The 6,858-nt window shown below is 72.9% G+C and carries 6 protein-coding genes and 1 rRNA gene; 6 read left to right on the top strand and 1 reads right to left on the bottom strand.

The window, feature by feature from the left end; translation table 11 throughout:
- Positions 1-178 precede the first annotated feature (178 nt).
- The 3 genes from rrf to ACFYMU_RS11450 all read left to right on the top strand — a co-directional run bounded on the left by rrf (position 179) and on the right by ACFYMU_RS11450 (position 2,214).
- Positions 179-295, top strand: a 5S ribosomal RNA gene (gene rrf, locus ACFYMU_RS11460).
- Positions 296-550: 255 nt separating this feature from the next.
- Entirely contained in the window at positions 551-1,588 is a 1,038-nt protein-coding gene (locus ACFYMU_RS11455) for a hypothetical protein (RefSeq protein WP_388371417.1), read from the top strand.
- Complete coding sequence (locus tag ACFYMU_RS11450; RefSeq protein WP_388371414.1) at positions 1,480-2,214, top strand: hypothetical protein; 735 nt, start codon at positions 1,480-1,482, stop codon at positions 2,212-2,214. Before ACFYMU_RS11455 ends, ACFYMU_RS11450 begins: the two co-directional genes overlap by 109 nt.
- A gap of 21 nt (positions 2,215-2,235) precedes the next feature.
- On the opposite strand, the gene ACFYMU_RS11445 is transcribed toward ACFYMU_RS11450, so the two are convergent.
- Positions 2,236-3,534 carry a DUF1015 family protein gene (locus ACFYMU_RS11445; RefSeq protein WP_388371374.1) on the bottom strand — a complete coding sequence of 433 codons (1,299 nt, stop codon included), beginning with the start codon at positions 3,532-3,534 and terminating at the stop codon, positions 2,236-2,238.
- Positions 3,535-3,605: 71 nt separating this feature from the next.
- Here ACFYMU_RS11445 and ACFYMU_RS11440 point away from each other — a divergent pair, with 71 nt between their 5' ends.
- Genes ACFYMU_RS11440 through ACFYMU_RS11430 form a run of 3 tightly spaced genes read left to right on the top strand, consistent with a single transcriptional unit; the run spans position 3,606 to position 6,807 of the window.
- Positions 3,606-4,634 carry an HAD hydrolase-like protein gene (locus ACFYMU_RS11440; protein ID WP_388371371.1) on the top strand — a complete coding sequence of 343 codons (1,029 nt, stop codon included), beginning with the start codon at positions 3,606-3,608 and terminating at the stop codon, positions 4,632-4,634.
- 56 nt (positions 4,635-4,690) lie between these two features.
- Positions 4,691-5,734 carry a FecCD family ABC transporter permease gene (locus ACFYMU_RS11435; RefSeq protein ID WP_388371369.1) on the top strand — a complete coding sequence of 348 codons (1,044 nt, stop codon included), beginning with the start codon at positions 4,691-4,693 and terminating at the stop codon, positions 5,732-5,734.
- A complete protein-coding gene (locus ACFYMU_RS11430) occupies positions 5,731-6,807 on the top strand; it encodes a FecCD family ABC transporter permease (protein ID WP_388371366.1) in 1,077 nt (358 codons plus the stop codon). Before ACFYMU_RS11435 ends, ACFYMU_RS11430 begins: the two co-directional genes overlap by 4 nt.
- The last annotated feature ends 51 nt before the right edge of the window (positions 6,808-6,858 follow it).

The raw sequence follows: 6,858 nt of genomic DNA, 5'->3' as shown, positions 1-6,858 counted from the left end.
GTTGATAGGCCGGATCTGGAAGCCTGGTAACAGGTGGAGGTGACCGGTACTAATAGGCCGAGGGCTTGTCCTCAGTTGCTCGCGTCCACTGTGTTAGTTCTGAGGCAACGAACCGTTGCCGGCTTTGAGCTGAACACACAATTGAAGAGTGTGCTTGTTCGCTCGAAACCATTAGGGTTTCGGTGGTCATAGCGTGAGGGAAACGCCCGGTTACATTCCGAACCCGGAAGCTAAGCCTTACAGCGCCGATGGTACTGCAGGGGGGACCCTGTGGGAGAGTAGGACACCGCCGAACAATCTTTGGAGGACCCTTGGTCCCAGCGACTTGCTGGGACCAAGGGTCCTTTTCTTTTTCCCGGAGCTCACCCGGGTACCCGGGTGAGCGAGAATGACTTGCGGTACCGAAGACAGGAGTCACCGATGTCCACCAACTCTCCCGACGAGCGTCCTGCGCGCGACCAGCGCCGGCGGGACAGCGGTGACCGCGGGGGCTATCGCGGGGGTCCGCGTCGCAGCGACGACCGTGGTGGCTACGGTGACCGGGGTGGGTATGGCCGCCGTGACGACCGAGGCAGCGACGATCGCGGTGGCTTCCGCCGTGACGACCGCCGTGACGACCGAGGCAGCGACGATCGCGGTGGCTTCCGTCGTGACGACCGAGGCGGCGACAATCGCGGTGGCTTCCGTCGTGACGACCGTCGTGACGACCGCCGTGACGGCCGAGGCGGCGACGATCGCGGTGGCTTCCGCCGTGACGACCGCGGTGGGTACGGACGCCGCGATGACGACCGTGACCGCGGGTTCCGCCGTGACGACCGTCGTGACGACCGTGACCGCGGTGGACGCCCCGGCTTCCGGCGCGACGACCGGCCGACCGGTCCCCGCCGTGACGATCGCGACCGCGGCTTCCGCCGCGACGGCGACCGCCCCGCTTTCCGCCGCGATGACCGTCGTGACGACCGTGGCGGGCACGTGCGCCGTGACGACGACCGGGACCGTGGGTTCCGTCGTGATGACCGCCGTGACGACCGTGGCGGGTATCCGCGTCGTGATGATGACCGGGATCGTGGGTTCCGTCGTGACGACCGTCGCGACGATCGCAGGGACGACCGTGGCGGATACGCGCGCCGTGACGACCAGCGCGGTGGGTACGGCCGCCGTGACGACCGTCGCGACGACCGGCGTGACGACCGTCGCGGTGACGAGCGCGGTGGCTTCCGCCGTGACGACCGAGGGGGATACGGGCGCCGGGACGACGACCGTGACCGCGGCTTCCGGCGGGACGACCGCGGTGCCCGTGGACGCGACGACAGCCGCGGTGACCGCGGCGGCTTCCGTGGACGGGACGAGCGTGGTGCGCGTGGCCCCCGTCGAGAGGAGCGCGGCAGCCGTCCTGGTGGCTTCCGTGGCCGCGACGACCGACGCGGTGGCGGCCAGTTCCGTGAGGAGCGGGAGCGCGACCGCGAGCCGATCAAGCGGCTGCCGATCCCGGAGGACGTCACGGGCGAGGAGATCGACAAGGATGTGCGGCAGGAACTGCAGAGCCTGCCCAAGACGCTCGCCGACGACGTCGCCAAGAACCTGGTGATGGTCGCCCGGCTCATCGACGAGGACCCCGAAGGCGCGTACGGGTACTCGAAGGTGGCGCTGCGTCTCGCGTCCCGTGTCGCCGCGGTGCGTGAGGCGGCCGGTTTCGCCGCCTACGCCAGCCAGAAGTACGGGGAGGCGCTCGCGGAGTTCCGTGCCGCTCGGCGCATGACCGGGAACCTCGACCTGTGGCCGGTCATGGCCGACTGCGAGCGGGGTCTCGGCCGGCCCGAGAAGGCGCTGGACATGGCCGGTGCGCCCGAGGTGCAGAAGCTCGACAAGGCAGGCCAGGTCGAGATGCGGCTGGTGGCGGCCGGCGCACGGCGGGACATGGGGCAGCTCGACGCCGCCATCGTGACGCTGCAGAGCCCGGAGCTGGCCTCGAACTCCGTCCAGCCGTGGACCGCGCGGCTGCGGTACGCGTACGCCGACGCGTTGCTCGCCGCCGAACGGGAGAGCGAGGCGCGCGAGTGGTTCGCCAAGGCCGTCGAGTCGGACAAGGACGGCACTACGGACGCCTCGGACCGGCTCGCCGAACTGGACGGCGTGGAGTTCGTCGACGCGCTCGACGAGAGCACGGGTGACGAGGACGGCACCGACGGCGGCTCCGAGGACGAGAAGGGCTGACCCCGGGGCCGTTCACCGCACTCAGAGCGCGTCGGGAGGCGTCAGGGCGCGCAGCACCAGCCCTGACGCCGGCTTCGGGCCGAACGACGTCGACTTCCGCGGCATCGTGACGCCCTGCCGGGCCAGTTCGCGCACGACGTCCTCGCGGACCGGATGCAGCAGAACGGCCGTGCCCCCGTCGCGCTCCGCCTTCTCGACCGTGGCGGCCGTGTCGTGGATGTACGCGATGTGCTCGGGAGAGTCAGGGATGTGCCAGACCTCCTCCAGGAGCGCGGCGTGCAGGACCGTCGCGTCCAACGTGCGCCAGGCATCCGGGCGGTCAGCCGGAACCGTACGGGCCAGCAGGTCCGGGGACGGCTGGTCGACGAGGTGGAAGGCACCGTCGCCGGCGAGCAGGAAGGCGTTGCCGGCGCGGGCCGCCTCGGCCAGCGCGTCCAGTGCGTCGGCGAGAGGGACGCGCAGGTCGCGCACCCGGAACAGACCCGTGAGCGTGGACAGCGCGTCGGCCACCGGCAGACGGTGCAGGAGGCGGTGGATGGCGCGCACCCGCAGGGGGTAGCGGGCGGTGTCCACCAGGAGGACCAGGCCGTAGTCCCAGGGGCTGGGGGAGGCGTGCTCCGCGCGCAGCCGCAGATACGTCGCCCAGCGGTGGTGGCCGTCGGCGATCATCGCCTGGTGCCGGGTCAGATCCCTCTGGACCTCGCTGATCTCGGCCGGATCCGTGACCGCCCAGAGGCGGTGGTCGAATCCGTCCTCCGTCGTCGTGCACACCAGCGGGGAGCGCCCGGAGGTGCGCTCGATGACGGCCGTCGCGCCGGTCCCGGGCCCGTCGCCGCGGTAGGTGAGCAGCAGGGGTTCGAGGTTGGCGCGGGTTGCACGCATCAGGGCCGCGCGGTCGGCGACGATGTGCGGCATGACGTCCTCGTGGGGCAGCACGACGCCGGCCGAGGGCTCGGACACCCGCAGGGCGCCGATGACGCCGCGTTGCAGGAGTCCGTCGCCGCGCTGCTCGTAGACGTAGAAGCCGGGCTCGGAGTCGGCGGTCAGCACGCCTTCGGCGAGCCAGCGGTGCAGGGTGTGTGCGGCCTGTTCGTTGCGCGCAGCGGGGGTGGGCGCCTGCGGGAGGATCAGGCGGACGATGTTGTGCGGATCGGCCGACTCCAGGTGGTGCAGCCCGTCGGGCCGTACGACGACGTCGTAGGGCGGGGAGGTGACCGCGGCGAGGCTGCGGACGCGGTCGGGGTTGTAGCGCAGGCCCCGGAAAGGGGTCAGGTCGAGGCCCATGCGCGTCGGTACGTCCCTGGGACCTGCAGTCTTCATTGATGCATGGTAAGTGCGCCGATGCCATGCGCGATGATCGGGGAAAGCGAGCGAACGAGGAGCGATGCACAATGAGCCAGACCGTCAGGACGCGGCCCGAGGCCAGCGTGCGGCCCCTGAGCGAGGCGTACGACACGGCCCTGCTCGACCTGGACGGGGTGGTGTATGCGGGAGGGAACGCGATCGCGCACGCCGTGGACTCGCTCGGCGCCGCCCGCGCGGCCGGGATGCATCTGGCGTACGTCACGAACAACGCCCTGCGCACCCCGGAGGCGGTGGCCGCGCACCTCACGGAACTGGGGATACCGGCCCATGCCTCGGACGTGGTCACATCGGCGCAGGCGGTCGCCAGGCTCATCAGCGAGGAGGTGCCGGCCGGAGGGCGCGTGCTGGTCGTCGGCGGTGAGGGGCTGCGTGCCGCGCTGCGGGAGCGGGGGCTGGAACCCGTCGAGTCGGCCGACGACGACCCGGTGGCGGTCGCACAGGGGTACGGCGGGCCGGAGCTTCCCTGGGGGCGGTTCGCGGAGGCGTCCTACGCCGTCGCGCGCGGGGTGCCGTGGTTCGCGTCCAACACCGATGTGACGATCCCGAGTGCGCGGGGGATCGCGCCGGGCAACGGCGCGGCCGTGGAGGTGGTACGCCTGGCGACCGGCGCGGAGCCGCGGGTGGCGGGCAAGCCGCTGCCGCCGATGCACCGGGAGACGGTTCTGCGGACCGGCGCCGAGCGGCCGCTGGTCGTCGGGGACCGGCTGGACACGGACATCGAGGGCGCGTTCAACGGCGACGTCGACTCGCTGCTCGTCCTCACGGGGGTGACGGACGGGGCCCGACTGCTCGCCGCCGCGCCGCACCACCGGCCGACGTACGTCGACGCGGACCTGCGCGGGCTGCTGGCCGGGCAGCCGGAGGTGGCCGCGGCCGGCGGCGGTTTCCGGTGCGGTGGCTGGACGGCGGCCGCGGGCGCGCAGCGGCTGCAACTGGAGGGGGAGGGTGAGGCCCTGGACGGGCTGCGGGCGCTGTGCGCGGCGGCCTGGACGGTGGCGGGCGACGGCTCCTGCACGCTGGACGGGGGCAAGGCGCTGGCGCGACTGGGGTTGTGAGCCGTACGGCGGCCACGGGCACCACCTCGCGGGCAAGGGTAGGCTAACCTAACTTCGTGTTGGTTGACGCTCCCACCGAACCATGCGCGGGCACGGGCGCCGCGCCTCCGATCCACCGGGCGGCACGGCCCCTCGGGCTCCTGGCCTCGGCGCTGATCCTTACGCTGGTCGCGCTGGCGAGCGTCGCGATCGGGGCCAAGGATCTCTCGCCGGCCCAGGTCTGGCACGGCCTGGCGCACGACTCGGGGACGTACGCCGACATCGTCGTCGGCGACCGGTTGTCGCGCACGTCCCTCGGACTGCTCGCCGGGGCCGCGCTCGGCCTCTCCGGCGCCGTCCTCCAGGCGCTCACCCGCAATCCGCTGGCCGACCCCGGCCTGCTCGGCATCAACGCGGGCGCGTCCGCCGCCGTCGTCACCGCCCTCACCTGGTTCGGCGTCACCAGCCTCAGCGGTTACGTCTGGTTCGCCTTCCTGGGCGCCGCCGCCGTCGGGACCCTGGTGTGGTTCCTCGGCGGCGGCCGCGGCGCCACACCGGTGCGGCTCGCGCTCGCCGGCACCGCGATCAGCGCCGCGCTCTACGGCTATCTCCAGGCCGTGATGATCACGGATGACGCGGCGCTCGGCACGATGCGCTTCTGGACGGTCGGCTCGCTGGCGTCGGCCACCGACGCGACCATCAGCCAGGTCCTGCCGTTCCTCCTGGCCGGCACGGTCCTCGCGCTGGCCCTCGCCCGGCCCCTGAACGCGGTGGCGATGGGCGACGACACCGCCCGCGCCCTGGGCGCCCACCTGGGCCGCACCCGCGCCCTGGCCATGGCCGCCGCCACCGTCCTGTGCGGGGCGGCGACCGCCGCCTGCGGGCCGATCGTCTTCGTCGGGCTGATGGTCCCGCACGCGGTACGGTCCTTCACCGGCCCCGATCTGCGCTGGATCCTGCCGTACGCGGCCGTCCTGTCGCCCGTGCTGCTGCTGGGCGCCGATGTCGTGGGCCGCGTCGTCGCCCGGCCCGCCGAGCTGCAGGTCGGCATCGTGACCGCGGTCATCGGCGGCCCGCTCTTCGTCCTCCTCGTACGCCGACGCAGGACGGCGCAGCTGTGAAGATCCCCCGCACCCCCGTCCTGCGCGTCCGGGGCGGCCTGTCCGTCCGGATCGACCTGCGCGCCCTCGCGGTCGTCGCCCTGCTCCTGGCCACCGCGCTCACCGCGAGCGTCCTGCTGATCGGCACCGGGGACTTCCCGATCCCCGCGAAGGACGTCGTCAGGGCACTGGCCGGCCATGGCAGCGCGGGCCAGGAGTTCGTCGTCACCGAGCTGCGGCTGCCGCGCGTCCTCGTCGGGCTGCTGGTCGGGTCCTCGCTGGGGCTCGGCGGGGCACTGTTCCAGTCCCTGACCCGCAATCCGCTGGGCAGCCCGGATGTCCTCGGCCTCGGACAGGGTTCGACGGCGGGGGCACTCGTGGTGATCGTGCTGTTCTCCGGGAGCGCCGCGCAGGTCGCGGCCGGGGCGCTCGCCGGCGGTCTGGCGACGGGGGCCGCCCTGTACCTCGCGGCCTGGAAGCGGGGCGTGCACGGGTACCGGCTGGTCCTCGTCGGCATCGGACTCTCCGCGGTCGTCACGGCGGTCAACGGGTACCTGCTGACCCGGGCGGACCTCGTCGACGCGGCCCGTGCCGTCCTGTGGACGACCGGTTCCCTGGGCGGCCGCGGCTGGGACCAGGTGTGGCCGCTGCTGGCGCTGTGCGCCGTGCTCGTGCCGCTCGTCCTCGGCCATGCGCGTGCCCTGCGGACCATGGAGATGGGCGACGACGTCTCGTACGCCCTCGGGGTGCGCGTCGAGCGCGTACGGCTGCTGCTGATGGTGTGCGCGGTGCTTCTCACCGCCGGCGCCACGGCCGCCGCGGGCCCGGTCGGCTTCGTGGCACTCACCGCCCCTCAGCTGGCCCGCCGGCTCAGCCTCCCGCGCCGCCTCGAGGGCGCCGGAGGCGGCCCCGTGCCCGGACCGAACCTGGGGGCCTCCATGGCCATGGGCGCCACCCTGCTGGTCGTCGCGGACTGGGCCGCACAGCGGGTCTTCGGTGCGGACCAGCTGCCCGTCGGCGTGGTCACCGGGGTCCTCGGCGGCGTCTACCTGCTGTGGCTGCTGGTCACCGAACGCCGGGCGGGCCGTCTGTGAGCGCCGTCGGCGAACCAGGCCGGACGCCTACGAGACAGACGCCTACGAGAC

Origin of the sequence: Streptomyces sp. NPDC007264, from assembly GCF_042869095.1 — a bacterium.
Taxonomy (GTDB): domain Bacteria; phylum Actinomycetota; class Actinomycetes; order Streptomycetales; family Streptomycetaceae; genus Streptomyces.
This window is presented reverse-complemented; position numbering and strand designations above follow the sequence as displayed.